Origin of the sequence: Pseudomonas sp. B1(2018) (assembly GCF_003097365.1) — a bacterium.
GTDB lineage: Bacteria > Pseudomonadota > Gammaproteobacteria > Pseudomonadales > Pseudomonadaceae > Aquipseudomonas > Aquipseudomonas laurylsulfatiphila.
In genome coordinates, this window is sequence record NZ_PYUK01000012.1 from 110,326 (window position 1) to 135,828 (window position 25,503).

At 60.6% G+C, this 25,503-nt stretch carries 26 protein-coding genes; 12 read left to right on the plus strand and 14 right to left on the minus strand.

Features of this window, described 5'->3' with window-relative positions; genetic code table 11:
- Nucleotides 1-113: 113 nt before the first annotated feature.
- Entirely contained in the window at nt 114-1,373 is a 1,260-nt protein-coding gene (locus C9422_RS19640; protein WP_111288301.1) for an MFS transporter, read from the plus strand.
- Here C9422_RS19640 and C9422_RS19645 read toward each other — a convergent pair.
- Both C9422_RS19645 and C9422_RS19650 read right to left on the minus strand, forming a co-directional pair.
- Nucleotides 1,370-1,921: a DJ-1 family glyoxalase III gene (locus C9422_RS19645; RefSeq protein ID WP_007975779.1), complete on the minus strand. Its 552-nt coding sequence runs from the start codon at nt 1,919-1,921 to the stop codon at nt 1,370-1,372. The genes C9422_RS19640 and C9422_RS19645 overlap by 4 nt on opposite strands.
- A gap of 68 nt (nt 1,922-1,989) precedes the next feature.
- Nucleotides 1,990-2,436: a DUF4879 domain-containing protein gene (locus C9422_RS19650; protein ID WP_116581836.1), complete on the minus strand. Its 447-nt coding sequence runs from the start codon at nt 2,434-2,436 to the stop codon at nt 1,990-1,992.
- 222 nt (nt 2,437-2,658) lie between these two features.
- Here C9422_RS19650 and C9422_RS19655 point away from each other — a divergent pair, with 222 nt between their 5' ends.
- Together C9422_RS19655 and trmA are read left to right on the plus strand one after the other, a co-directional pair.
- The gene (locus tag C9422_RS19655) at nt 2,659-3,954 is read left to right on the plus strand and encodes an NCS2 family permease (RefSeq protein WP_116581837.1); all 1,296 of its coding nucleotides are present in this window, start codon (nt 2,659-2,661) and stop codon (nt 3,952-3,954) included.
- Nucleotides 3,951-5,030 carry a tRNA (uridine(54)-C5)-methyltransferase TrmA gene (trmA, locus tag C9422_RS19660; RefSeq protein ID WP_116581838.1) on the plus strand — a complete coding sequence of 360 codons (1,080 nt, stop codon included), beginning with the start codon at nt 3,951-3,953 and terminating at the stop codon, nt 5,028-5,030. Before C9422_RS19655 ends, trmA begins: the two co-directional genes overlap by 4 nt.
- A gap of 54 nt (nt 5,031-5,084) precedes the next feature.
- Here the strand turns inward: trmA and C9422_RS19665 are convergent, their stop codons facing one another.
- Nucleotides 5,085-5,531 (minus strand): DUF2442 domain-containing protein, encoded by a 447-nt coding sequence (locus C9422_RS19665; RefSeq protein ID WP_116581839.1) that lies wholly within the window; start codon nt 5,529-5,531, stop codon nt 5,085-5,087.
- Nucleotides 5,528-5,956, minus strand: a complete 429-nt coding sequence (locus tag C9422_RS19670) for a DUF4160 domain-containing protein (protein ID WP_116581840.1) — start codon at nt 5,954-5,956, stop codon at nt 5,528-5,530. The genes C9422_RS19665 and C9422_RS19670 overlap by 4 nt, the downstream gene beginning before the upstream one ends.
- 226 nt (nt 5,957-6,182) lie before the next feature.
- Between C9422_RS19670 and C9422_RS19675 the strand changes: the two genes are divergently transcribed.
- The 3 genes from C9422_RS19675 to C9422_RS19685 all read left to right on the plus strand — a co-directional run bounded on the left by C9422_RS19675 (nt 6,183) and on the right by C9422_RS19685 (nt 8,533).
- Nucleotides 6,183-7,094, plus strand: coding sequence for a LysR family transcriptional regulator (locus tag C9422_RS19675; RefSeq protein WP_104451373.1), 912 nt, complete (start codon nt 6,183-6,185; stop codon nt 7,092-7,094).
- Nucleotides 7,095-7,232: 138 nt separating this feature from the next.
- Nucleotides 7,233-7,673, plus strand: a complete 441-nt coding sequence (gene aroQ, locus C9422_RS19680; protein ID WP_116581841.1) for a type II 3-dehydroquinate dehydratase — start codon at nt 7,233-7,235, stop codon at nt 7,671-7,673.
- Between the two features lie 5 nt (nt 7,674-7,678).
- Nucleotides 7,679-8,533 carry a shikimate dehydrogenase gene (locus tag C9422_RS19685; protein ID WP_116581887.1) on the plus strand — a complete coding sequence of 285 codons (855 nt, stop codon included), beginning with the start codon at nt 7,679-7,681 and terminating at the stop codon, nt 8,531-8,533.
- Nucleotides 8,534-8,611: 78 nt separating this feature from the next.
- Here C9422_RS19685 and C9422_RS19690 read toward each other — a convergent pair whose 3' ends face one another.
- Both C9422_RS19690 and quiC read right to left on the minus strand, forming a co-directional pair.
- The gene (locus C9422_RS19690; RefSeq protein ID WP_116581842.1) at nt 8,612-9,289 is read right to left on the minus strand and encodes a TetR/AcrR family transcriptional regulator; all 678 of its coding nucleotides are present in this window, start codon (nt 9,287-9,289) and stop codon (nt 8,612-8,614) included.
- Nucleotides 9,290-9,391: 102 nt separating this feature from the next.
- Nucleotides 9,392-11,293 (minus strand): 3-dehydroshikimate dehydratase QuiC, encoded by a 1,902-nt coding sequence (quiC, locus tag C9422_RS19695; protein WP_116581843.1) that lies wholly within the window; start codon nt 11,291-11,293, stop codon nt 9,392-9,394.
- Between the two features lie 366 nt (nt 11,294-11,659).
- Between quiC and C9422_RS19700 the strand changes: the two genes are divergently transcribed.
- Entirely contained in the window at nt 11,660-12,997 is a 1,338-nt protein-coding gene (locus tag C9422_RS19700; protein WP_116581888.1) for an MFS transporter, read from the plus strand.
- A 63-nt stretch (nt 12,998-13,060) separates the two neighbouring features.
- Here C9422_RS19700 and C9422_RS19705 read toward each other — a convergent pair whose 3' ends face one another.
- Nucleotides 13,061-13,945 carry a DMT family transporter gene (locus C9422_RS19705; protein ID WP_116581844.1) on the minus strand — a complete coding sequence of 295 codons (885 nt, stop codon included), beginning with the start codon at nt 13,943-13,945 and terminating at the stop codon, nt 13,061-13,063.
- A gap of 125 nt (nt 13,946-14,070) precedes the next feature.
- Entirely contained in the window at nt 14,071-14,847 is a 777-nt protein-coding gene (locus tag C9422_RS19710) for an IclR family transcriptional regulator (protein WP_116581845.1), read from the minus strand.
- Between the two features lie 166 nt (nt 14,848-15,013).
- On the opposite strand from C9422_RS19710, the gene C9422_RS19715 reads away from it, so the two are divergent.
- A complete protein-coding gene (locus tag C9422_RS19715) occupies nt 15,014-15,907 on the plus strand; it encodes a neutral zinc metallopeptidase (RefSeq protein ID WP_007975791.1) in 894 nt (297 codons plus the stop codon).
- A complete protein-coding gene (locus C9422_RS19720; RefSeq protein ID WP_116581846.1) occupies nt 15,908-16,867 on the plus strand; it encodes an alpha/beta hydrolase in 960 nt (319 codons plus the stop codon). It begins immediately after the preceding gene.
- 141 nt (nt 16,868-17,008) lie between these two features.
- On the opposite strand, the gene C9422_RS19725 is transcribed toward C9422_RS19720, so the two are convergent.
- The 3 genes from C9422_RS19725 to C9422_RS19735 all read right to left on the minus strand — a co-directional run bounded on the left by C9422_RS19725 (nt 17,009) and on the right by C9422_RS19735 (nt 19,143).
- Nucleotides 17,009-17,602 (minus strand): HAD family hydrolase, encoded by a 594-nt coding sequence (locus tag C9422_RS19725; protein WP_116581847.1) that lies wholly within the window; start codon nt 17,600-17,602, stop codon nt 17,009-17,011.
- On the minus strand, nt 17,599-18,468 hold the full coding sequence (gene tesB, locus C9422_RS19730) for an acyl-CoA thioesterase II (protein WP_007975794.1): 870 nt from the start codon (nt 18,466-18,468) through the stop codon (nt 17,599-17,601). Before tesB ends, C9422_RS19725 begins: the two co-directional genes overlap by 4 nt.
- 105 nt (nt 18,469-18,573) lie before the next feature.
- Nucleotides 18,574-19,143 carry a GNAT family N-acetyltransferase gene (locus C9422_RS19735; protein WP_116581848.1) on the minus strand — a complete coding sequence of 190 codons (570 nt, stop codon included), beginning with the start codon at nt 19,141-19,143 and terminating at the stop codon, nt 18,574-18,576.
- A gap of 79 nt (nt 19,144-19,222) precedes the next feature.
- Between C9422_RS19735 and C9422_RS19740 the strand changes: the two genes are divergently transcribed.
- Nucleotides 19,223-20,143 (plus strand): histone deacetylase, encoded by a 921-nt coding sequence (locus C9422_RS19740; RefSeq protein WP_116581849.1) that lies wholly within the window; start codon nt 19,223-19,225, stop codon nt 20,141-20,143.
- Nucleotides 20,144-20,423: 280 nt separating this feature from the next.
- A complete protein-coding gene (locus C9422_RS19745) occupies nt 20,424-21,665 on the plus strand; it encodes a TIGR03862 family flavoprotein (protein ID WP_116581850.1) in 1,242 nt (413 codons plus the stop codon).
- A gap of 116 nt (nt 21,666-21,781) precedes the next feature.
- On the opposite strand, the gene C9422_RS19750 is transcribed toward C9422_RS19745, so the two are convergent.
- Together C9422_RS19750 and yedA are read right to left on the minus strand one after the other, a co-directional pair.
- A complete protein-coding gene (locus C9422_RS19750; protein WP_007975800.1) occupies nt 21,782-23,122 on the minus strand; it encodes a DEAD/DEAH box helicase in 1,341 nt (446 codons plus the stop codon).
- 78 nt (nt 23,123-23,200) lie between these two features.
- Nucleotides 23,201-24,130 (minus strand): drug/metabolite exporter YedA, encoded by a 930-nt coding sequence (gene yedA / locus C9422_RS19755; RefSeq protein WP_116581851.1) that lies wholly within the window; start codon nt 24,128-24,130, stop codon nt 23,201-23,203.
- A gap of 164 nt (nt 24,131-24,294) precedes the next feature.
- Here yedA and C9422_RS19760 point away from each other — a divergent pair, with 164 nt between their 5' ends.
- On the plus strand, nt 24,295-24,747 hold the full coding sequence (locus C9422_RS19760) for an Lrp/AsnC family transcriptional regulator (protein ID WP_116581852.1): 453 nt from the start codon (nt 24,295-24,297) through the stop codon (nt 24,745-24,747).
- 132 nt (nt 24,748-24,879) lie between these two features.
- Here the strand turns inward: C9422_RS19760 and C9422_RS19765 are convergent, their stop codons facing one another.
- Entirely contained in the window at nt 24,880-25,485 is a 606-nt protein-coding gene (locus C9422_RS19765) for a PolC-type DNA polymerase III (RefSeq protein WP_116581853.1), read from the minus strand.
- Nucleotides 25,486-25,503 lie beyond the last annotated feature (18 nt).

Sequence of the window (25,503 nt, forward strand, 5' to 3'; positions counted from 1 at the left end):
CTTATCGCGCTGCAGAAATCGATGTCTGGCTAACTAAATTTTTTGTCATGGCAACTTCTTGTTACAGGTAGGTGATAATCTCGCTGTTCCCCTCTCCCCAGATTTCCCCGCAGATGCCCAGCCAAGAGCCCTTGCTGTTACGTCACCATCGCCCTTTTCTCGCGTTCTGGCTGGCCCGGATCTTTACCGCCAGCGGCTTCCAGATGCTCACCGTGGCCATCGGCTGGAACCTGTATCAATTGACCGGCAACGTGCTCGACCTGGGTCTGGTCGGCCTGGTCGAATTCGCCCCGCGCGTGCTGTTCATGCTGCATACAGGGCACGTTGCCGACCGCTATGACCGGCGCAAGGTCGCGGCGATCTGCCAGTCCCTGCAGGCATTGATCGCCCTGTCGCTGGCCATCGGCAGCGCGACCGACCATGTCACTCGGGAAATGATCTTTATCCTGGCCTTCCTGCTCGGCGCCGCGCGCTCCTTTGAAATGCCGACCACCCAGGCCCTGCTGCCAAGCATCGTGCCCAGCGCGCTGTTTCCCCGGGCCGTGGCCGCCGCACAATCGGCCCAGCAATCAGCCACCATCGTCGCCCCGGCCCTCGGCGGCTTGCTCTACGCCTTCGGCAGCGTCTGGGTGTATGGCCCGACGGTGCTGCTGTATGTCATCGCCTGTTCGCTGATGCTCAACCTGCCGGCCCGGCAGACGCCACTGAACAAGGGCAAGGCCACACTGGATTCACTGCTCGCGGGCATCCGCTTCATCCGCAGCCGTCCGGACATTCTCGGGGCGATCTCCCTCGATCTGTTCGCGGTGCTATTGGGTGGAGCGACAGCACTGCTGCCGGTGTTCGCCAAGGACATTCTGCTGACCGGCCCGTGGGGGCTGGGCCTGTTGCGCTCGGCACCGGCAGTGGGTGCGCTGCTGATGTCGCTGTTCCTGGCGCGGTTTGCCGTGGAGCGCAATGTCGGGCGGGTGATGTTCACCGCCGTGGGTATCTTCGGCGTGGCAACCATTGCGTTCGGCCTGTCGACCTCGTTCTGGTTTTCCCTGGCAGTGTTGGTGGTGCTGGGCGCGGCCGACATGATCAGCATGGTGATCCGTGCCTCCTTCGTTCAACTGGAAACCCCGGACGAAATGCGCGGCCGGGTCAGCGCCGTGAACGGTCTGTTCATCGGGGCCTCGAACCAGTTGGGCGAATTCGAATCGGGCCTGACGGCCCACTGGTTCGGCACCGTGCCAGCCGTGGTCATGGGCGGGATCGGCACGCTGGTGGTGACCGGGGTATGGGTCAAACTGTTCCCGACCCTGGCCAGCCGCGATCGCATGCACGTGGCTAAAGATGAAGAGAAGGAAGAGGCAAAAGTCCAAGCAGGCTAAACCAACAACTCCCCCGCCACCGCCGCACGTGTGGCTTTACCGCAGAGTTGCTCCACCAGCGCCAGGGCAAATGCCAATGCGCCAGCCGAGCCCTGTGCGGTGATGCAGTTGCCATCGACCACCACCGGTTGATCGACGAAGTTACAGCCCAACAATTGATGGCTGGCCGATGGCAGACAGGTCATGCGCCGTTGACGCAAAACGCCAAAGGCTTGCAGCGCCACGGCGGGCGCTTCGGCGATGCCGGCGAACAGGCGACCGGCTGCCGCCTGGTCCTTGATCAATTGTTGCAGGGGTTGGTGGGCAGCCAAGTGCTGCGCCCCCACCGCGCCACCCGGCAAGGCAATCAGGTCGAAAGGCTGCGCCAGCAAGTCCACCAGCATGGCATCGGACGTCAGCCGAGTGCCGCGGGCGCAAGTGAGCATGCGCCGCCCTTCGATACTGGCCACCACCACTTCTATTTTGGCGCGGCGCAGTACGTCGATCAGGGTCACGGTTTGCAGGTCATCGGTACCCTCGGCGAGGGCAATCAAGGCTCTAAAAGTCATCGGGCACTGTCCACGGAATGATCTTTTAAGCGTAGTCAGCTTTCCCGCGCCTTGTTCGAGACATGTGGCTACTGGATGTAAAGCTGCGTCGACATCGTATTGCCGGGCGCATTGATCGAGGTATTGCTGAAGGTCAATGTGCCTTCTTGCTTACCCGCCAGGTCGAGTGCATACAAATAGCCGACTGTTTTTTCCCCGGGGGTGCAGCTGGTCAGGTTGCCGTTCTTGAACGCGCAGACCGGCGTACGCGTGCCGTTCACCTCAAAACCGTCCAGGGCGACATGGGCCTCGCGTCCATAACCCACTTCCAGCACGTACACCGTGATGTTCGGGCCATTGTGATCGCAGCGCGTCCGGGTTTGCCCTTCGTCGATATTTTCAACGCCACAGGACGGCGACGCGACTTTGAGCACTTTCAATTGAGTCAATGGCGGGGCCGATGCCGCCGTGGCCGTTTGGGCCCCGAGAAGCAACGCCATCAATACGCCGAACACGCTAACCAGACGCCTTTTCATGCAGTACTTTCCACCCCGAAAAACCAGCGCGCAGTATGGCGCACTTGGCTTTGTCGCAAAACATCGACGACGATCACCGCCATAAGCAGCCATATGCCCAAGCTACTGGTATGATGCGCGGCTTTTTCCGGCCCACAGTAATTTTCAGGTGCGTTCTGCTGCCTGTGCTTTGCTGTTGAGGTCGATACATTCACGGCGCCCGGCGCGCCACGGGGAGCAGACATGCTGGAAAGGCTGTTTCAACTCAAGGCACACAACACCAACGTGCGGACCGAGATTCTGGCGGGCGTCACGACCTTTTTGGCCATGGCCTACATTCTGTTCGTCAACCCGAGCATCCTCGGCGAGACCGGCATGGACAAGGGCGCGGTGTTTGTCGCCACCTGCCTGGCCGCTGCCATCGGCTCGACCGTCATGGGCCTGATCGCCAACTACCCGATCGCCCTCGCACCGGGCATGGGCCTGAACGCCTTCTTTACCTACACAGTGGTCCTGCACATGGGCCATACCTGGCAAGTGGCGCTCGGCGCGGTGTTCATCTCGGCAGTGTGTTTCTTCCTGCTGTCGATCTTCCGCATCCGTGAATGGATCATCAACAGCATCCCGTTGCCACTGCGCTCGGCCATTGCTGCCGGTATCGGCCTGTTCCTGGCGCTGATCGCCCTGCACAACGCCGGTATCGTGGTCAGCAACCCGGCGACCATGGTCGGCCTCGGTGACCTGAAACAACCGGCTCCGATCCTCGCTACCCTCGGTTTTGCCCTGATCGTCGCACTTGAGGCCCTTGCCGTGCGCGGTGCGGTGCTGATCGGCATTCTGGTGGTGACCATCGTTTCGATCGTGATGGGCTTCACCCCGTTCGGCGGCGTGATGTCGATGCCGCCGTCCCTGGCCCCGACCTTCCTGCAGCTGGACATCAAGGGCGCACTGGACATCGGTCTGGTCAGCGTGATTTTTGCCTTCCTGTTCGTTGACCTGTTCGACAACTCCGGCACCCTGATCGGCGTCGCCAAGCGCGCCGGTCTGATGGGCAAGGACGGCCACATGCCGAAAATGGGCCGTGCGCTGATCGCCGACAGCACCGCGGCCATGGCCGGTTCCCTGCTGGGCACCTCGACCACCACCAGCTACATCGAATCCGCCGCCGGCGTGAGTGCCGGTGGCCGCACCGGCCTGACCGCCGTCGTCGTCGCGATCCTGTTCCTGCTGGCGCTGTTCTTCTCGCCACTGGCCGCAAGCGTTCCAGCCTTCGCCACTGCACCGGCCCTGCTGTTCGTCGCCGTGCTGATGACATCCGGCCTGGCCGAAATAGACTGGGACGACATCACCGTTGCCGCGCCCGTGGTAATCACCGCGCTGGCGATGCCGTTCACCTATTCCATCGCCAATGGCATCGCCTTCGGTTTCATTTCCTGGACCGCCATCAAGCTGATGTCCGGTCGTGGCCGTGAGCTGAACCCGGCGCTGGTGATCCTGTCGATTCTGTTCGTGATCAAGCTGGGTTGGTTCAACGCATGACTTTTGATTCCCAGGCCTATGCCGTTCAACTCGAAGAAAAGGTCACGCGTTTGCGTGACCTGCTGGCCCCGTTCGATGCACCCGAGCCGGCCGTTTTCGATTCGCCGCTGAAAAACTTCCGCCTGCGCGCCGAGTTCCGCCTGTGGCGCGAGGCCGGCGAGCGGCATTACGCGATGTTTTCCCAGGAAGACAAACGCACGCCCATCCTGATCGAAGAGTTCCCGATCGCCAGCCTCCGCATCAACCAGTTGATGCCGCAGCTCAAGGCAGCGTGGCAAGCCAGTGCGCCTCTGAGCCACAAGCTGTTCCAGGTCGAATTCCTGACCACGCTGGCCGGCGACGCAATGATCACCCTGTGCTATCACCGTCCGCTGGACGAGCACTGGCACGCGGCGGCTTCGAAACTGGCGACGGACCTGAACGTCAGCATCATCGGCCGCTCCAAGGGCAAGCGCGAAGTCATCGGTCACGATTACGTGGTCGAGCAACTGGACGTCGGCGGCCGCCCCTTCAGCTACCGCCAGCCGGAAGGCGCGTTCACCCAGCCCAACGGTACGGTGAACCAGAAGATGCTCAACTGGGCGTACGATGCGCTCGGGGATCGCTCCGATGATTTGCTGGAGCTGTATTGCGGCAACGGCAACTTCACCCTGCCGCTCGCCACCCGAGTACGCAAAGTGCTGGCCACCGAAATCAGCAAGACTTCGGTCAACGCGGCGCTGAGCAATCTCAGCGAAAACGCAGTGGATAACGTCACCCTGGTGCGCTTGTCCGCCGAAGAGCTGACCGAAGCCCTTAACGAAGTGCGTCCGTTCCGCCGCCTGCACGGCATCGACCTCAAGAGCTACGAGTTCGGCAGCGTGTTCGTTGACCCGCCCCGCGCCGGCATGGACCCGGACACCTGCGAGTTGACCCGGCGCTTCGACAACATCCTGTACATCTCCTGCAATCCGGAGACCCTGGCAGCCAACATCGCCCAACTGCACGACACCCACCGCATCAGCCGGTGTGCGATGTTCGACCAGTTCCCGTGGACCCATCACATGGAATCCGGGGTGATGTTGACCCGGCGTTGATGGCAGCTGCCACGCACAAAAAAGCCGTCTTCACGACGGCTTTTTTGTGGGCACTTACACGACAACATCGACCTTGCGCGGGCGCCCGCCTTTCCTGCCGTTGGCCCGCGCGGCTTCAGACTTTGCGGCGCTGCTCTGGCGACCATTGCGCGAAGCGACGACCGAGGTCGCCATGGCCATCAGCGGCTTGCTCGCAGAAATCATCCCGGCGATAGACACATGCAGGTCCTTTCCTTCATGGCACAGTGCAGTCCCCGCATAGCCGACAGTCAGGCTGGCGTAGTCCTCCAGCTCAAAATCATCGAACTCCGGATAGTTGGCCACGGGCAACAGTACGCCGCTGCCATCTTCGAAGAGCACTGCCAGACAGGGAGCCAGGTAGGCAACCGCTGTCGCTTGCAGGCTATTTTTCCTACGTAACTCACCAAGTTCGATGGCCTTGTCCAGGCTACTTTCCGTTACGGGATTATCGGCCTGAACCTTGGCTTTTATCGTTTTCATAACTCGATCTCCACACCTTCCTGTGCACCGATCAGGGACAGCAATGTCTTGTTCGATTCAGGTACGTAGCAAGCCGATCCAATCATATTGGTCGTGCTGACAACCCTTTTCACCACAACGACTTCATTGCTTTGCCAGTCCCAGAGTTGATTATCAAGACAGGCCGTTTGTAGTTTTCGCCACCAGATGCCGCGGGCGCGTCGCAGATGGGCAGGTTGCTTGAGCGATTGGCGCAAACCCTCAAGCATCGCCAATGGTGGCCGACGCGATAGCGGAACGACATCCCAGAGTTCGACACCGTTGTGCCAAAAGCTGAACCTGAATCTTGCACTCCACGTACCCGCTTCCACATGCGCATGAGGCGGACAATGCTCGTCTCGCAACATGATCACTACCGACAGTCCTTTGAAACTGCATACCTTCATGCTAACCCATCCGTTAGGTTTTTAAATCCGAGAATCCGACATTCCCTGGAAAATCCGACCGCTGGCCTTGGCAGCCGAATCATTTCTTCTGTCCTCAGGCTAGCGTCCCGGCAATTCCCGGACCTGCGGAACACCACGCGAATTGGTAAGAAATCCTTTCTTTACAGCGCTGTCACCTGATAAATACTGATTCAGCTTCTTCATCTGATCCTTGGTGTAATCAATCATGCAGCGACAATTCGACGATCTTCAGTTGGGCAGCATCGAGCTTTTTTGCCTGGCCGCCGAGGCTGGCAGTTTTACTGCCGCGGCGCTGGTGGCAGGTGTCACGCCCGCTGCCGTGAGCCGATCGGTGTCGCGCATGGAAGAACGCCTGGGCGTGCGCCTGTTCGCGCGCACCACGCGTAGCGTGAAGCTCACTGACAGTGGTCGCCGTTATTACGAAGAATGTCGCCAGGCCCTTGCGCAACTGGTCGAGGCCCAGCGTGAGGTCATGGGCCAGCAGCAAGTGCCGTCCGGTACTTTGCGCATCAGTATTCCGACCACCTACGCGCATCATCGAATCCTGCCGCTGCTGCCTGAATTTCGGGCGCGCTATCCCGCGGTGAAAGTCGAATCGCATATCAGCAATCGCAACATCGATTTCGTCGGCGAAGGCTACGACATGGCGATTCGCGTGCGAGCCATCCCGGATTCCGGTCTGATCGCCCGACAGTTGGAGGATGCCGCCCTTGTGCTGATCGCCAGCCCTGATTACCTGAAACAGGCAGGCACTCCGCAAACCCTTGATGACCTCGAACACCACGAATGCATTCAGTATGAATTGCCCAGCAGCGGCCGGCGCATTGCCTGGTTGTTCAACGATGAAGGCGTGCCCCGTGAGATTCTGGCCGAGGGCAACCTCAGTTGTTCCGATGATGTACTGGGCGGGGTGACGCTAGCCAAACACGGGGCGGGGTTGTTTCAGACCTATCGTTTTATCGTGGAAAAGGAGCTGGCCGACGGTTCACTGGTGGAAGTGCTCAAGCCCTATGGCGGGCGCTCGCGACCATTCACCCTGCTGTACCCGCAAAGTCGACATGTACCGCTGCGCTTGAGGGCGTTCATTGATTTTCTGGTGGAGCATTTGCCGCGCTGAACACAGAAAGTGTCCGATCATCGCCCACAAACCGCCAGCGTACCCTCTCTTCAATTGACCGGATTAACTAGTTAGTACAATTTATCTCCACAGGCTGAAACCTGGCCGATTCCAACAATAAAAAGTGGAGAGATTCCGATGTCCCCTATCGTTCTGGTGCTCAACGGCCCGAACCTGAACCTGCTCGGCACCCGTGAACCGGCGACTTACGGCCACGAAACCCTGGCAGACATTTCGGCCCTGTGCGGACGAGCCGCCGATGAGTTCGGCCTGGCGGTGGAGTTTCGCCAGACCAACCATGAAGGCGAATTGCTCGACTGGATTCACGCGGCCCGCGGTCGCTGCACCGGGATCATCATCAATCCCGCCGCATGGACTCACACCTCGGTCGCCATCCGCGACGCCCTGGTCGCCAGCGAGCTGCCGGTCATCGAAGTCCACCTGTCCAACGTGCACGCCCGCGAGCCCTTCCGCCACCACTCGTTCGTATCCGCTATTGCAACGGCGGTGATGGCCGGTTTCGGCAGTCACGGCTATCGCCTGGCGCTGGAACACTTCAGTCATCGTTTGAAGGGGTGATCGCCGTGACTCAGAACAACGTGGTACTGGCCGGGCTGATCGGCGCCGGCATCCAGGCTTCCCGCACACCGGCCCTGCACGAGCATGAAGGCGATGCCCAAGGGCTGCGCTACCTCTATCGTCTGATTGACCTTGATCAGTTGAAACTCGACAGCAACGCCCTGCCCGACCTGTTGATGGCTGCCGAGCGCATGAACTTCACCGGCTTGAACATCACCTTTCCCTGCAAGCAGGCAATCATCCCGCTGCTGGACGAACTCTCACCGGAGGCCCGCGGTATCGGTGCGGTCAACACGGTGGTGCTCAAGGATGGCAAACGCATCGGCCACAACACCGATTGCCTGGGCTTTGCCGAAGGCTTCCGACGGGGTCTGAAAGGCGTTGCCGTTGAACGTGTCGTCCAGATGGGCGCTGGCGGCGCAGGGGCGGCGGTGGCCCACGCCCTGTTGAGCGAAGGCGTACAGCAACTGAGCATTTTTGACGTGGACATCCGCCGCGCCCAGGACCTGGCCGACAACCTCAATCAGCATTTCGGTGTCGCTCTGGCAGTGGCCGGGTATGACCTGCCAAGCGCCTTGGCCCAGGCTGACGGCCTGGTGAACACCACGCCGATGGGCATGAAAAAACTGCCGGGCATGCCGGTGCCGGTCGAGTTGCTTCGAGCCGAGTTGTGGGTGGCGGAGATCGTTTACTTCCCGCTGGAAACCGAACTGCTGCGCAATGCCCGCGCCCTCGGTTGCCGGACGCTGGACGGCGGCAACATGGCCGTGTTTCAGGCGGTGAAGGCATTCGAGTTGTTCAGCGGCGTGGTGCCGGATGCCCAGAGAATGCTTGAGCATTTCCAGGGCATGAATGACTGAAGATCAACAGATCGCAGCCTTCGGCAGCGCCTACAGATCAATGCGATGACGTAGGAGTTGCCGAAGGCTGCGATCTTTTCAAGCCTGCAAATAACGCAGCACCGACTCGCAAATCATCTCCCGATGACGCTGCTTGATGCGCTCATCCGGCAAGTCGATCTGAAAAATCTCACCCACGGTATGGCGGTTCGAGACGCGATAAAAGCAGAACGAACTGATCAGCAGATGCACATCCAGCGGCACCAGGCCGGTGCGGAATACACCCTCTTCAACGCCCCGACGCAGGATCACATCGAGGGAATCGAGAACGGTGTTGTTCATCGCCCTGATCGCATCGGAGCGCTTCACGTACTCGGCGTTGTGAATGTTCTCGATGCTGACGATGCGCACGAAATCGACGTTGCGATCGTGGTGATCGAATGTGAACTCAACCATCCGCCGAATCGCTTCCACCGGTGCCAGTTCAGTCAGGTGCAAACGGCTTTCAGTGCTGCGGATATCGCCGTAGAGTTTTTCCAGGACCTCGACGTAGAGCTGTTCCTTGCTGCCGAAGTAGTAGTAGATCATGCGCTTGGAGGTGTGGATGCGCTCGGCGATGGCATCGACGCGGGCCCCGGAAAGCCCCTGCTGGACGAATTCGACAATCGCCTCCTGCAGGATGTTTTCACGAGTCTTCTCCGGGTTGTTCTTGCGACTCTTGCGCGGCTCGGTACCGGGTTCTACGGAGACTGCGGGGAGTTCTGAAGTCATTGTCATTGCGGGCTCACGGCCATCACTGCACAGGCTGGCGATTATGGGCTGCGCGGCACGGTGAAGGAAGCCGCGTGGCCCACGTTTAATCCCGCGTTTACGAATTTCCTACAACTTGGCCTGACGGATGGCTCCGCTTCGGGATTTGGCCATGGCCGCCAGCCGCACCGCCACGTTGGCCGCGCCGTAGCCGGCATACCCGTTTTTGCGCTGGATGATTTCAAAGAAGAACCGCCCCTCGAACGGCTCGGTATACACGTGAAACAGCTCCCCGCCCTGGGCGTCGCGGTCGTACAACACGTTGTAGTAGGCCAGTTCGCTGAGGAACTCATCGTCGAAATCGAAGCGCGCCGCCAGATCATCGTAGTAGTTGAGCGGGATATCCAGCAGCGGCACGCCCGCCTCTTTTGCACGGCTGACCTGGGCAAAGATGTCATCACAATCAAAGGCGATGTGATGCACTCCGGAGCCGCGATAACTCGACAGCGCGTGTGAGATCGCGGTGTTGCGGTTCTCGGAAATGTTCAGCGGCAGGCGGATCGAACTGTCGCGACTGCGCAAGGCACGGCTCTTCACCAGACCATAAGGATCCGGCAGCACCACTTCATCGTCCGCCTCGAAATCCAGCAGGCTCTTGTAGAACAGCACCCAACTGTCGAGGCTGTCGGCCGGCAGCGCCATGGCCATGTGGTCAATGCGCTTGAGGCCGCCGCTGACCGGCGCTTGCGGGTACAGATTGAAGTCCGTGCCATAAACATCGGCGTGCTGATCCACCAGATAAATCAGGCTGCCATCCGGCGCACGCACCGCCGCCAGCTCCAGTTCGTTGGGACCGACCAGTCCGCGATAGGGCTGGCCCTTGTAGGCCACGGCGCGGGCCAGTGCGCTCGCGCTGTCCTTGACCCGCACGGCCGTAGCGCACAGCGAAGGGCCGTGGGCTTCGAAAAAGCTGTGGCCGAAGGAGTACGGTTCGGAGTTGAGGATCAGGTTGATATCGCCCTGACGCAGCAGGCTGACGCTCTTGGAGCGATGCTGCCCGGCCTTGACGAAACCCAGTCGCTCCAGCCAATGGGAGAGCTTGGCGCCGAGGCTTTCATCCACGGCGAATTCGAGAAACTCGATGCCGTTGTACTCGCTGGCCTTGGGTGTTTCGAACAGAATCTCAGGGCTGGCCATTGGCTTGGCTTCCTGAGCCAGACGCTCGCGGGTTTTCTCTTCCAGGTACAACAACGAGCGCAAGCCGTCGGCGGCATTGGCCCGTGGCGGCGCGGCGCGGAAGCCGTCGTTGAAGATCTCCAGCGACAATGGCCCGGTGTAGCCGCTCTGGATGATCGGCGCGAGGAACCCCGGCAAGTCGAACTCCCCCTGCCCCGGGAAGCATCGAAAATGCCGGCTCCACTCCAGCACGTCCATGGCCAGGATCGGCGCGTCGGCCATTTGCACGAAGAAAATCTTGTCGCCGGGAATCTCGGCGATAGCGCTCGGATCGCCCTTGAGCGACAGGGTGTGAAAGCTGTCCAGCAACACGCCGAGGCTTGGGTGATCGGCCTGACGCACGATGTTCCACACCTGTTGATACGTGTTCACATGCCGGCCCCAGGCCAGCGCTTCGTAACCGATGCGTAGACCACGGGCCCCGGCACGCTCAGCCAGCAGTCGCAAATCGTCGACCAGAATCTGTTCATCACCGATGGAGTCGGCCGAGGCGTTGCTGCATACCAGCACCAGGTCGGTGCCCAGTTCCTGCATCAGGTCGAGTTTGCGCTCGGCGCGTTCCAGGTTGCGCGACAACCGATCACGCCGGCAGCCTTCAAAATCACGGAAAGGTTGAAACAGGGTGATGGCGATCCCGAGATCGGCGCACATCTGTTTAATTTCCCGTGGGCTGCCGTCGTAGTAGAGAAGGTCGTTCTCGAAGATTTCCACACCGTCGAACCCGGCGGCGGCAATGGCTTCGAGTTTTTCCGGCAGGGTACCGCTCAAGGATACGGTGGCAATGGAACGCTGCATATTTCGACTCCCGGTAATGGGGACCATCTTGTTAGGGGGCATCGCACGCACGGATCCTTGTAGGAGCTGCCGAAGGCTGCGATCTTTTGATCTTGAAAAAGCAAAATCAAAAGATCGCAGCCTTCGGCAGCTCCTACAGGGGGTAGCGTTTGTCCTGGGTAAATTATTGGCTTGGCGATCCCGCACAGCAATTCAAAGTGTACTATCCGGTTAGTTTTGTGTTCGATTATCGAACAAAATGGTGGTTGGCGAATTGACGATTTTTTGTCCACTGCCCAACATCGACCCCACATTGAGTCCGGACTCGTAGCACCGGCCGCGATGTCCAAAACACCAAATAACAAATTCAAAAAACGGGTGGTACATATGCTTCCTTCCCAAAGCTCACGCATGGCTCCGGCCATGAGCGTCACTGCCGGTGGTATCGGCGACAAGATCCGCGGCGCCATGGCGGTCGGTAAAACCCGTTGGGGCATGCTGGCGCTGGTGTTTTTCGCCACTACCCTGAACTACATCGACCGCGCCGCACTGGGTGTGATGCAGCCCATCCTGGCCAAGGAAATGAGCTGGACGGCGATGGATTACGCCAACATCAACTTCTGGTTCCAGGTCGGTTACGCCATCGGCTTCGTGCTGCAAGGCCGCTTGATCGACCGGGTCGGCGTCAAGCGCGTGTTTTTCTGCGCCGTGTTGCTCTGGAGCCTGGCGACCGGCGCCCATGGCCTGGCCACTTCGGCGGCCGGCTTCATGGTCTGCCGTTTCATCCTCGGCCTGACCGAAGCCGCCAACTACCCGGCCTGCGTGAAAACCACCCGCCTGTGGTTCCCGGCCGGCGAGCGCGCCGTGGCCACCGGGATATTCAATGCCGGGACCAACGTCGGTGCGATGTTCACCCCTATGTTGCTGCCACTGATCCTCCACGCATGGGGCTGGCAGGCCGCGTTCCTGTGCATGTCGGCACTGGGCGGGATCTGGCTGGTGTGCTGGGCCTTGAAGTACTTCAACCCGGAAGAGCATCCGAGCGTCAAACAATCGGAACTGGACTACATCCAGAACGAAGTCGAGCCGGAACAAACCCGTGTGCCGTTCTCGAAGATCCTGCGCATGCGCGGCACCTGGGCCTTCGCCCTCGCCTACTCGATGACCGCGCCGGTGTTCTGGTTCTACCTGTACTGGCTGCCGCCGTTCCTCAATCAGCAATACAACCTGGGCATCAACGTCACCCAGATGGGTATCCCGCTGATCATCATCTACCTCACTGCCGACTTCGGCAGCGTCGGCGGCGGTATCCTCTCCTCGTTCCTGATCGGTCGCGGCGTCAATCCGATCAAGGCGCGGCTGATGTCCATGTTCCTGTTCGCCTGCTGCATCATCGGCGTCATCATGGCTGCCGGCTCCAGCAATCTGTGGGTCGCCGTAGCTGCCATCTCCTTGGCCATCGGCGCGCACCAGGCCTGGACCGCAAACATCTGGAGCCTGGTGATGGACTACACGCCCAAGCACATGATGAGTACGGTGTTCGGTTTCGGCGGCATGTGTGCGGCGATTGGCGGGATGTTCATGACCCAGTTGGTCGGCCATATCCTGACCGTCACCAACAACAACTACACCGTGCTGTTCACACTGATTCCGGCGATGTACTTCATTGCGCTGACCTGGATGTACTTCATGGCACCGCGCAAGATTCCGAAAGTAGAAGACTGATGTTCCCTCGGCGCAGGCCCGATCTCGGGTCTGCGCTTTTTTTTGCCTGCGTTTTACCGCAGCTTAGCGGCGGCTTTGCTGCCAGGCCGCTGCCAACCCGCTGCAGCAGATCACGGCAATGCCGAGCACGGTGGTCAGTGTCGGCGTGTGGGAAAACAGCAGCCAGCCCAGCAGGCCGGCGAAGATGATCTGGCAATAGCTGAACGGCGCCAGCAGCGCCGGTGCGGCGAGTCGGAACGCCTGGGTCAGGAACAGGTGCGCCGTCATCCCGCAGGCCCCCAGCGCCAGCATCATCGCGCCATGCACCAGGTTCGGCGTCTGCCAGAAGAACGGCACCAGCGCACTCATCACCAGCGTGTTGCACAAGCCTGCGAAGAAGTTGCTGGTGGTCGGGCTGTCGATCTCGCTGAGCTTGCGCGTCAGCAGTTGATAGAAGCAGAAAAACAACGCCGAGCAGAACGGCAGCAACACCGCCGGGGTAAACAGATCACCACCGGGGTGAACAATGATCAGTACCCCGCTGAAACCGAAAATCACCGCCAACCATTGCCCACGCGTCACCCGCTCGCCAAGCAGCGGTACCGACAATGCGGTGACCAGCACCGGAGCGAGGAAGTTGACCGACGTGGCCTCCGCCAACGGGATGTACATCAGCCCCGTGGTGAAAAACAGACTGGTGCCCAGCAGGCACAATGCCCGGATCAATTGCAGAAATGGCCGCTTGGTACGTAGCACTCGCAGCCCGGACTGCGGCAGGAAAATCCCGGCCATCAGCAAGGTGTGAACCACGTAACGCGCCCAGACCACCATGACAATGGGATAGAAACCGGAGAGGTATTTGGAAAAGGCGTCGTGGCTGGAAAACAGGAAAGTCGCGACAACGATCAGCAGGATCCCTTTGAAGGGCTGATTGACGCCGGAAAGCGGGGTACTGCTGGGCGACGTCAAGACAAAGTCCTTTTATGGGTTGAGGCGAGACATGAATAATTTAGAACCTGGTTCCATTTTATGAAATCTACGACTCAAGAAAGTGGGCGAATACCGCACACTGTTTATTCAAGCAGACTTCAGGTTCAACTGAACAACTCTGATGCCTGGCTCGCCAGTGAAAGCTCATCGGCATATTCCAACAAGGTCGGCGCCAATTCATGCAATCGCGCGCCGGGCATTCGCGCACTTGGCCCGGCAATACTGAGCACGCCGATGACCCGGCCATCCAGTGGATGACGCACCACGGAGGCAATCGCCGAGGTGCCCACCGCCGAACTTTCCTCGACCCAGGCATAACCCTGCTCCCGCGCCAGACGCAAGCGCTCCAGCAGTTCAATATTCGAACGCGGTGCATTAGGCCCGACGTCTTGAGGCAACTCGGTCCCTTGCCGCTCGACCAGCAACAGCGCCTCGGCATCGCTCATGCACGCCAGCCACGCGTGCCCGGAAGCCGTGTAGAACAAAGGCGCATCGCGCCCCATGTCCGGGTCGTAGCGCAGACCGGAACGGGCCCCCTGGGACTTGGCGATCCACACCTGGCGCTCCCCCTGGATCACCCCCAGACGCACCAGCTCACCGGTTTCCCCGGCCAGACGATCGAGCACCGGCTGGATGATATCCGCGCCGCTGCCGGACAAGTATCGAAAGCCCATGGCTACCAACTTGGTCGACAGGTGATAGCGCAGGTTGTCCGGATTCTGCCGCACGTACCCCAGGCGAATCAGTTCAGCGAGCAAACGATGAGTCGCGCTTTTAGGGATTTCCAGTTGCTCGGCCAACGTCTGCATCGGCAAACCCTGCGGTTCACCGGTCAGGCTTTCCAGCACGCTGAAGACACGTTCGATCTGACTGCCAGCCATGGTATGTCCCAAACAAAATTTGGCTGATTCTAGAAGAGAAGCCCCACGAAGCAAAATGTGGAACCAGTCGCTCAACCGGCAGTCTGACGACCGGACTGGCGCGGCTCCCACTTGGCAGCAACACTCATCGCACGGCTCGTGACCCGGAACAGAAGAGGATTCCCACATGCTATGGAAAAAAGGCCGACGCAGCGACAACGTGGTCGATGCCCGTGGTGATGATGTCGGCAGTGGCGGCGGCGGGATGCGCTTCGGCGGTGGCAAGGGCCTGAGCCTGACGGCGATCCTGCTGATCGTCGGCATCGGCTGGATCACCGGCCAGGATCCGCTGCAAATCCTCGGACAACTGACCGGGCAGATGGGCCAGCAATCGGCACCCGCCACCAACCAGAGCCGCAAGGCACCACCGGCCAATGACGAAGGCGCGGAGTTCGTGCGCTCGATCCTCGGCGACACTGAAGACACCTGGGGCGCGATATTCCAGCAGGCCGGCCGTCAGTACAAAGAACCGACCCTGGTGTTGTTCAGCAATCGCGTGAATTCGGCCTGCGGTCTGGCCACCTCCGCCACCGGGCCGTTCTATTGCCCGGCGGACCAGAAGGTCTATCTGGACATGGCGTTCTTCCAGGAAATGTCCCAACGTTTTTCCGCCGCGGGCGACTTCGCCCAGGCCTACGTCATCGCTCACGAAGTCGGACACCATGTGCAGACCCTGCTTGGAGTATCCGCAAAAATCCAGGCAGCCCGCCAACAAGGCCGGCAGATGGAAGGCGACGGCGGTTTACTGGTTCGTCAGGAACTGCAGGCCGATTGCCTGGCCGGTGTCTGGGCCAACAATGCGCAGAAGCGTCTGAACTGGCTGGAGCCGGGTGACATCGAAGAAGCACTGAACGCAGCGAACGCCATCGGTGACGATCGCTTGCAGCAACAAGGTCAGGGCCGCGTGGTCCCGGACTCGTTCACCCACGGTACGTCGGCGCAACGGGTGCGCTGGTTCAAAACCGGTTTCGCCCAAGGCCAGGTAAGCCAGTGCGATACCTTTGCGACGAAAAATCTGTAAATGAAGAAGTGGTTGTTAGTTGTTCTGTTTACTTGCGCAACGTCCCAGGCCGCCGAGCATGAGGTCAAGGAGCTCAGTCCCGGACGCCTGCTGTTGAAATCAGGTGAAATCGCGGTGGGCATCAGCCCCGCCCCGGCAAAAATCGAACGGGTGCTGATCATCCTCCACGGTCGCTTGCGCAACGCGCAAACCTATCTGCAGAGCGGTGAGCACTCGGCCGAACTGGCCGGGCAAAGCGCAACGACCCTGGTGATCGCCCCGCAATTCCTTAATGAAACCGATGTTGCGGCTCATCCGGTGGCCGACACCGTTTTGCGCTGGCAAGGCAATGAATGGATGGCCGGCGGCGAGTCCACGGCGCCGTTTCGGCTGAGCTCCTATGCGGCGCTCGACGAAATCATCGCTCGCTTGGGTGACCGCCAGCAGTTTCCGGATGTGAAGCAAATTGTCATCGCCGGTCACTCCGGTGGCGCGCAGGTGGTTCAGCGCTATGCAGTGCTCGGTCATGATCAGCCGGCCCTCGAGGCGGCCGGCGTACAGGTTCGATACGTGATTGCCAACCCGTCGTCCTACGCCTATTTCGATGAGCGCCGGCCCGTGGCGTTCAGCCACGCCGGTTGCCCGCAATTCAATCGCTGGAAGTATGGACTAGCGGATTTGCCCGCTTACGCCGAAGGACAAACGCCCACACAACTGCAGGAAAAGTACCTTAAGCGTGACATCGTTTACCTACTGGGCCAGCAGGACACCGACCCGAATCATCCGGCACTGGACAAGAGCTGTGAGGCCAGGGCGCAAGGACCGTATCGGTTGGCGCGGGGGCGTTTTTACTTTGATTATCTGAAGCGGCTGCAACCGCAAGGGTTGAAGCAGCAACTGATAGAAGTGCCCGGAGTCGGGCATAACGGGGACGGGATGTTTACGTCGTCGGAGGGGCAGAAGGCATTGTTTGGGCAGTAGGTGTTGCACTGTCTGATCTGACGCCTTCGCGGGCAAGCCCGCTCCCACAAGGTTCTCGGCAGTACACAATGTTCGTGTTCACTGAAGATCACTGTGGGAGCGGGCTTGCTCGCGAAGGCGTCAGATCAGCCAACCATTTCCTCAAGCCGACAGCATCTGCCGCAACTCGACACAATCCGCCGCATGCCAATCGGTCAATTCCGGCCACGGGTTATCCGGCAGGTTCACCAGCACCGTGCGCGCCCCCGCCGCCCGCCCGCAATCCAAATCAAAACGGTAATCACCGACCATCACCATCTCGCTTGCCGGCACCTTCCACGCTTCGGCCAGTTTCAGCAGCCCGCCCGGATGCGGTTTGGGCGGAGCATCATCGCGGCCCAATACATCTTCCAGCGCAAAGCAGTCGGCCAGGCCAATAGCCTCCAGCGTGACATGCGCCAGCTCCCGGGCATTGCGCGTGAGAATGCCCAGGCGATAACCGCGCCCGGCCAGCTCACGCACCAACTCCACCGCGCCCGGCGCCGGTTTCGAACCGAGGGCCAGGTCCCGTTCGTGCTCCAGCAGCCACGCATGCTTGGCAGCGGCTTCATCGGCCGGCAGGGCGGCGAGGTGGGTCAGGATGTCGGCTTCGGCAGGAATCGCCAAGGCTACGCGAATCGCGGCAAAGTCGTGCACGGCCACGGTCAGGGTGCCGTCCATGTCGAACACCCAGTGACGCAACTCGGCCAGGCTCACGCCCAATCCTTGCGGTGACGGATCAAGCCTTCCTGGGTGACCGAGGCCACCAGTTGCCCGGCGCGATTGAACACGCTGCCTCGGGAGAATCCGCGCGAGTTACCGGCCCAGGGGCTGTCCATCGCGTAGAGCAGCCAGTCATCGGCACGCAGATTCTGGTGGAACCACAGTGCGTGATCGAGGCTGGCGACCTGCATGTCCTTGTGCCAGACCGATTTGCCATGGGGCTGCATCGAAGTGACCAACAGACCGAAGTCCGATGCATAGGCGAGCAGGTATTTATGCAGCGCCGGCGAATCGGCCAAAGCCCCGTCGGCGCGGAACCAGACGTACTTGACCGGATCGGACGGCAGCGGGTTGTAGGGATCTTTTTCAGTCACCGGGCGGAATTCGATCGGCTTGGGGCACAACAGCTTTTCGCGCATTTTCTCGGGAATCAAGTGCGCGCGCTGCTGGGTCAGTTCCAGCTCCGAGGGCAGGTTTTCCGGGCCAACCACAACCGGCATTTTGCTCTGGTGCTCAAAGCCTTCCTCGTCGTACTGGAATGACGCACTGCACGTGAAGATCGGGTGGCCCTTCTGAATCGCCGTCACCCGGCGCGTGCTGAAACTGCCGCCGTCACGCACCCGGTCAACCTGATACACCACCGGCAACCCGGCATCACCCGGACGCAGGAAATAGCCGTGCATCGAATGCACATGGCGCGCCTCTTCTACCGTCTGACTCGCCGCCGACAGCGACTGGCCGAGTACCTGGCCACCGAACAGCTGACGAAAACCCAGGTCCTGGCTACGGCCGCGGAACAGGTTTTCTTCGATCGGTTCCAGGGTCAGCAAGTCGACCAGATCTTCCAACACTTGGCTCATTCAGACTCTCCTCACGCAAAACATTGCCGCGCAGTCTTGGCTGCAACGGTCGATTCAGTTTCCGGCCCGGGCCAGCATGGGGCCATTGTAAACGTCCGTGCCAGCTTATCCATGCAAGGTTTGCAGCCATTGTTCGCGGCTGATGCGATACAGAACATGCCGACTCAACGGATTATCGGCCTCGAGTCGCGGGTGATCGAAGTCATCCGCCGGGTCATGGTGCATGCCGATGGCCTGCATGACTTTCTCCGACGGCAGGTTGGTTTGCGTCGTGAAGGCCACCACCTCTTTCAGCGGCAAGCGGTCGAACCCGCAGCGCAGAGCGGTCCACGCCGCTTCACTGGCATATCCGAGGCCCCAGTGCTCGCGGGCCAGGCGCCAGCCGATTTCCGTCGCGGGAGTGAATGGCGCGTCGAATCCGACTACATTGAGCCCGGTAAACCCGATGAACTGGCCAGAATCCTTTCGCTGCAAGGCCCAGAGCCCATAACCATGCTCGGCGAAATGACCACGGATTCGCCCGATCAATGACGCACTTTCCAGGCGGCTCAAGGTGCCTGGAAAATAGCGCATCACCTGCGGATCGGCACACATCGCCGCAAAGTCCGCCAAATCTTCATCGCGCCACTGGCGCAACAGCAGCCGAGCGCTTTCAAGCTCCAGTATTGGCTCCATCGTGCCCCGCCCCTCCATTTCAATGTCGCCAGTCTACAACGCTGGTAGGATCCTTCTCTCATTCCTACATGAAATGACCATGCCACTGCCGCTGATTTATCACGAAGACTACAGTCCCGAGTTTCCGGCGGATCACCGCTTCCCCATGGACAAGTTTCGCCTGCTGCGCGATCACCTGGTGGACAGCGGCCTGACCCGTGACGTCGACTTGCTGCGCCCGGATCTGTGTCCGGCAGACATTCTCGCCCTCGCCCATGACCCTTCGTATATCGAACGCTACATGAGTGGCGAATTGTCCCGCGAAGACCAGCGCCGCCTCGGCCTGCCCTGGAGCGAAGCCCTGGCTCGGCGCACGGTGCGCGCAGTCGGCGGCTCGCTGCTGGCGGCCGAGCAGGCGCTGGAGCATGGCCTGGCCTGTCACCTGGCGGGCGGTACCCATCATGCGCACTACGACTACCCGGCCGGGTTCTGCATCTTCAATGACCTGGCGGTGATCAGCCACTACCTGCTGGAAAGTGGTCGGGTGAACCGGGTGCTGATCTTCGATTGCGACGTGCATCAAGGCGACGGGACCGCACGAATCCTGCACCACACGCCGGAAGCGATAACCGTTTCCCTACACTGCGAAAAGAACTTTCCTGCACGCAAAGCCGAAAGTGACTGGGACATTCCGCTGCCCAACGGCATGGGCGATGCCGACTACCTGAAGGTGGTGGACGATGCGCTCAACTACCTGCTGCCGCTCTACCAACCGGACCTGGTGCTGTATGACGCCGGGGTCGATGTGCACAAGGACGACGCCCTGGGTTATCTGAAGCTGACAGACGAAGGCGTCGCCGCCCGCGATGAAAGCGTGATGCGCCATTGCCTGGGCCGCGACATCCCTGTGGTCGGGGTGATCGGCGGCGGCTACAGCAAGGACCGCCAGGCCCTGGCCCGCCGCCACGGCATCCTCCATCACAGCGCGCAGCGCGTCTGGCAGTCATCAGGCTGTCACTGAGTTGTGGATGCTTTACCCACAATGCCTGTGGAGCTGCCTGTGGATAACCTGAGTGAAAGGGCCTGCAGCCCAGACGGCGTAAAGGCTACAGAGCGGTGGTTGTTTTTTAACCAGCACTGGCAAACACCACCGAACCCTGTGGGAGCGGGCTTGCCCGCGAAGGCGGTGCATCAGATTCATGGATTTCGACTGACACTCCGCTTTCGCGAGCAAGCCCGCTCCCACAGGGATTCTGGCTGGTAGAATGCCCGGCTTATCCCGCCAGACCGCAGTGCATCCCATGACTCAACCTTCACCAGCCCTCCTCCCTCACGTCGCCATCATCGGCGGTGGTCCTGCCGGTTTGATGGCCGCTGAAGTGCTGAGCCAGGCCGGGATCAAGGTCGACCTGTACGACGGCATGCCTTCGGTTGGACGAAAATTCCTCCTGGCCGGTGTCGGCGGCATGAACATCACTCACTCCGAAGCCTACCCGGCGTTTCTCTCGCGCTACGCCGAACGCGCCCCGCAAATCGCCCCACTGTTGCGCGGCTTCGGTGCCGATGCGTTGTGCCAGTGGATTCACAACCTGGGCATCGAAACCTTTATCGGCAGCTCCGGCCGGGTGTTCCCCACCGACATGAAAGCCGCTCCGCTTCTGCGCGCCTGGCTCAAGCGCCTGCGCGACAGCGGCGTAGTTATCCACACCCGCCACCGCTGGCTCGGCTGGGACGATCGTGGCGGTTTGCGCATCGACAGCCCGGACGGCGAAAAAACCGTTCAGGCCGATGCCACCCTGCTCGCCCTCGGTGGCGGCAGTTGGTCGCGACTGGGCTCGGACGGCGCCTGGATGCTGGCACTGGAGCAGCACGGCGTAGGACTGGCGCCGTTGCAACCGAGCAATTGCGGCTTCGAGGTGCAGGCCTGGAGCGAATTGATGGTCAGCAAATTCGCCGGCGCGCCGCTGAAAAATATCGCCATCGGTCTCAATGATGATGTGCCCCGGCTCGGCGAATGTGTGATCACTGCCACCGGGATCGAGGGCAGTTTGATCTACGCCCTGTCGGCGCCTATTCGCGAAGCGATCAATCAGCACGGTACGGCGACGATTCATCTGGACCTGTTACCGGGCCGGCCTGTGGATAAAGTGCTGGCGGCGTTGAGCAAACCGCGAGGTTCACGCTCGATGGCCAAGCACCTGCACAGTCAGTTGGGCATCGATGGGGTAAAAGCAGCGCTTTTGCGTGAACTGACCAGCGCCGATTGCTTTGCCGATATGGCCTTGCTGGCCAAGGCAATCAAGGCCTTGCCCCTGACACTGGTGAAAACCCGTCCACTGGACGAGGCTATCAGCAGCGCGGGCGGTGTGTTGTTCGAGGCGATGGATGAGCGCTTGATGCTCAAGCAAATGCCTGGCGTGTTTTGCGCCGGGGAAATGCTTGATTGGGAAGCGCCGACGGGCGGTTACCTGCTGACTGCGTGTTTTGCCAGTGGGCGAGCGGCTGGGTTGGGGATGGTGGAGTGGCTGAAGCGCCAGGCTTGAAGACCGAGGCGCGCCCTTCGCGAGCAAGCCCGCTCCCACAGGGGACTTGTGCACGACACAAATCCAGTGTGGGAGCGGGCTTGCTCGCGAAGGCGGCTTAATTAACGCTGCGTATCTTAAGGTTTGCGCTTACGCGGCCCGGTATTGAACACCGGCACCTTGCGCACTGGCTTGATCGAAGGCTCCGCCGGTGCAACCTCTCCGCTATCTACCCACTTGCCAAGATTGCGTTTACCACCGCCACCGCCGGAAGCCTTGGGCTTCTTCGGTTTTTTCGGTTTCTTGATCACCTGACCGCTGGCATCGGTGTCCGGCACGCGGTGCTCCGGTTCGAAGTCCGGCTCATTCTGACGCTTCAGCGTCTGGCGGGTCAGCATCTCGATCGCCGACAGCAGATTCACTTCATCGGCGCATACCAGGGAAATCGCCTCGCCGGTCGAGCCTGCGCGGCCGGTACGACCGATGCGGTGGATGTAGTCCTCGGCGACGATCGGCAAGTCGAAGTTGACCACCAGCGGCAAGTCTTCGATGTCCAGGCCACGGGCGGCCACGTCGGTGGCGACGAGGATCTGCACTTCACTCGCCTTGAAGCGGTCGAGCGCGCGTTGGCGGGTCGCCTGGGGTTTGTCGCCGTGGATGCCGTCGGCGTTGATGCCCAGGCCCTGGAGTTTTTCCACCAGCGCGTCCACGCCGTTGCGGGTCTTGGCGAACACCAGTACCTGCTTCCACTTGCCCTTGCGCATCAGGTGCACGAACAGTTCCGGCTTGCGCTTCTTGTCCACCGTCACGATCCATTGCTTGACCGTATTGGCCGCCACGTTGCGCGGGCTGACTTCGATGCTCAGCGGGTCATTGAGCATCTGCCCGGCCAGCAGGCGGATGTCATCGGAGAAGGTCGCGGAGAACAGCAGCGTCTGACGCTTCTTCGGCAGCGCGCGGTAAATGTTCGCCAGCTCCTCGGAAAAGCCCAGGTCGAGCATGCGGTCGGCTTCGTCCAGCACCAGGGTTTGCAACTGGTTGAACTTCAAAGCGTTCTGGCGGAACAGGTCGAGCAGACGGCCCGGGGTCGCCACCAGCAGGTCGACACCGCTGCGCAGCTTCATCATTTGCGGATTGATGCTGACGCCGCCGTACACCGCGTAAGTGCGCAACGGCAGGTTTTCGGCGTACTGGCGCACGGCTTCGTGAACCTGCTCGGCCAGTTCGCGGGTCGGTACCAGGATCAGCGCGCGGACCGAGTTGGCGGTGACTTTCGGCCCTTCCATGGCCAGCAGTTGCAAGAGCGGCAGGGCGAAACCGGCGGTCTTGCCGGTGCCGGTCTGGGCGGCGGCCATCAGGTCGCGACCGGCCAGCACCGCCGGAATGGCTTGCGCCTGAACCGGCGTCGGTGTCTGGTAGCCGAGCGTCTCGAGGGAGCGCAGCAAGGGTTCGATCAGGCCAAGGGTGGCGAAAGTCATGGGAATACCGTAGGAAAATTCAGCGCGGGTTGTTCAAAACAAGTGTGCAAAACAAGATGCAATGCCGCGCAGTTTACCCTAATTCACACGGGATTCTGTCGGCACAACCGTCACCCCAGGCTTAACCGGCGCCCGACGCCACTGCGGCAATCCGATCAGTACCACGGCGCTGATGATCACAGCCATCGCCAGGGCTTCTTCGATGCCGATGGTCTCGCCGACGAATACGATCCCCAGCAATACCGCCACCGCCGGATTGACGTAGGCATAACTGGTAGCTGCCGCCGGGCGCACGTGTTTCAACAGGTACATGTAGGCGTTGAAGGCGATGATCGAGCCGAACACGGTCAAGTACGCCAGGGCTGCCCAACCTTCGACGGGCGGCACCTGTTCCAGATGCTCACCGCTCACCGCGCTGCCGATCAGCAGCACGACGCCACCCACCAGCATTTCCACGGCACTGGCCATTGCCCCTTGTGGCAATGGCAAGTGTTTGCTCCATACCGAGCCGAACGCCCAGGTCGCCGCTGCAAAAACCAGCAACGCCGCGCCCAACGGGCTCGATTGCAGATTGGAGCCCAGGTTGAGCATGGCAATGCCGATCAGCCCGAGCACAATCCCGGCCCATTCAAGACGGGTATTACGTGCGCCCCAGAAATATCCGCACAGCAAGGTAAACAGCGGTACCGTCGCCACCGCCAAAGCCGCCACCCCGGAGGCCACGCCCGTGTGCTCGGCCACACTGACCGCACCGTTGCCACACGCCAGCAGCAAAATCCCGATGACCCCGGCGGCTTTCCACTGTGCCCAGGTCGGTGCCGGCGCCCCGCGCCAGCGCAGGAAGGCGTACATCAAGGTCCCGGCAATGACGAAACGGATGCCGGCGAGCAGCAGCGGTGGCCAATATTCCACACCGATACGAATCACCAGATAAGTCGAGCCCCAAATCACGTACAAGGCGAAAAAGGCAGCGATCAAAGGTAAGGGAAAGCGACGAAGGCCGGACATGGGGGCAGCTCACAGGCAAGGACAAGTGAACGGCTATTCTAGAAAGGCTGGTGACGGAAAATAAGTTACAAAACCTGTTTAAAGCGCCAGTACACTTTTCAAAACACGGAGTTCAGCGCTATAAACCGTGTTTTCGAAAGTCGACCACTTTCAGGAGTCGCACCATGGACAAATACGACCGCATGCTGCTCAGCGCCCTGCTGGAAAATGGTCGCGCGTCGTACGCCGACCTGGCGCGCAAGGTCAACCTGTCCGCCCCGGCGGTGGCCGAGCGCGTGGCCAAGCTTGAAGCCAATGGCGTGATCACCGGCTATCAGGCGAAGGTCGACATGGCCAAGCTCGGCCTGCCGATCCAGTGCGTGATCGAACTGCGCCTGAACCAGCACGGCAACCAGAAGGCCTACGACGACCTGATCAAAATCCCGCAATTGACCGAATGCCATCGGGTGACCGGCGATCCGTGCGTGATCATGCAAGCCGCGGTGGGCTCGATGCCGGAGCTGGAAGAACTGATCAACCGGATCGCCACGTTCGGGTTTAGCAAGACGTCGATCGTGTTGTCCAGTGCGATAGAGAAGCGGGTGCCGTTGGGGCATATCGAAGGCAACGGCAAATAACGCCCCCTGTAGGAGCTGTCGAGTGCAACGAGGCTGCGATCTTTTGATCTTGATCTTAAAAAATCAAAGTCAAAAGATCGCAGCCTCGTTGCACTCGACAGCTCCTACAGGGGATTTGTGGTGAATTCGGGATCAGCGATAGCGCTTGAGATGCTCACCCACCTTCGCCGCCGGGACCTTCTGCAACTTGCACAGCAAGTCATGGGACAGCTCGCGCAGGCCATGCTTCTGGAGCAACTCTTCCTCCAGGTGCGTCGTCAGGTTGGCCGCCATCTCGGCATCGGCCATGGCCCGGTGGGCCTTGCCGGTGTGCGGCAGGTTGGCAAACGTGGTGAGGGTGCCGAGTTTGTGGTTCGGCGCGGCGGGCATCAGGCGGCGGGCCAACAGCAGCGAACAGGCGAAGTTCTGCAAGCGGGTGCGCTTGATTCGCCCGAGTTCGAAGTCCCAGAATTTCTGGTCGAACGCCGCGTTATGCGCGAGCAAGGGTGTGGTGCCGACGAACTCATTCACTTCGTTCATCACCTGCTCCGCCGACGGTGCGGTGCGCAGCATGGCGTTGCTGATACCGGTGAGCTGCTCGATGAAAGCCGGGACGCGCACGCCGGCGTTCATCAGGCTTTGGTAACGCTCGACAATGCGCCCCTGTTCAAGGATCACCACGGCAATTTCCGTGGCCCGGCAGCTGCTGCTCGGGGAGATCCCGGTGGTTTCAAAGTCGATGACTGCGATGCGTTCCAAACCTGGTTCAACTCCGTA